The organism is Bacillus sp. m3-13 (assembly GCF_000175075.1).
Taxonomy (GTDB): Bacteria; Bacillota; Bacilli; order Bacillales; family Bacillaceae_I; genus Sutcliffiella_A; species Sutcliffiella_A horikoshii_C.
Map to the genome: position 1 here is coordinate 1 of NZ_ACPC01000037.1, position 310 is coordinate 310.

1 pseudogene is annotated in these 310 nt (G+C 37.1%); it reads left to right on the forward strand.

The features are described 5' to 3' along the window. Window positions 1-76: 76 nt before the first annotated feature. A pseudogene (locus tag M313_RS0117045) lies at window positions 77-310 on the forward strand (IS5/IS1182 family transposase); the annotation flags it as partial.

Consider the following 310-nt stretch of genomic DNA (forward strand, 5'->3'; position numbering starts at 1 on the left):
AATAGATGCCACCCATTCAAAAGCTCGATACAATCAAAAGTCCGCGACTGAATTTCTACAGGAAAAATCAAAAAATGTGAGAAGAGCTATTTACCAGATAGACGAATCGTTAAAATCAAAGTTACCACAGAAGACGACATCTAATGATGTCGAAGAGGAATTAGCTTATTGCCGTAAAGTGATTGATACGGTAGATGAAATCCCACAAGTTGCTTCTATACCAGCAGTTAGGGAGAAGTTAAATATACTGAAAGAAGTTGTGGAAGATTACACAGAACAAATAAGTTATTCCAATGATCCAGATGCTCGC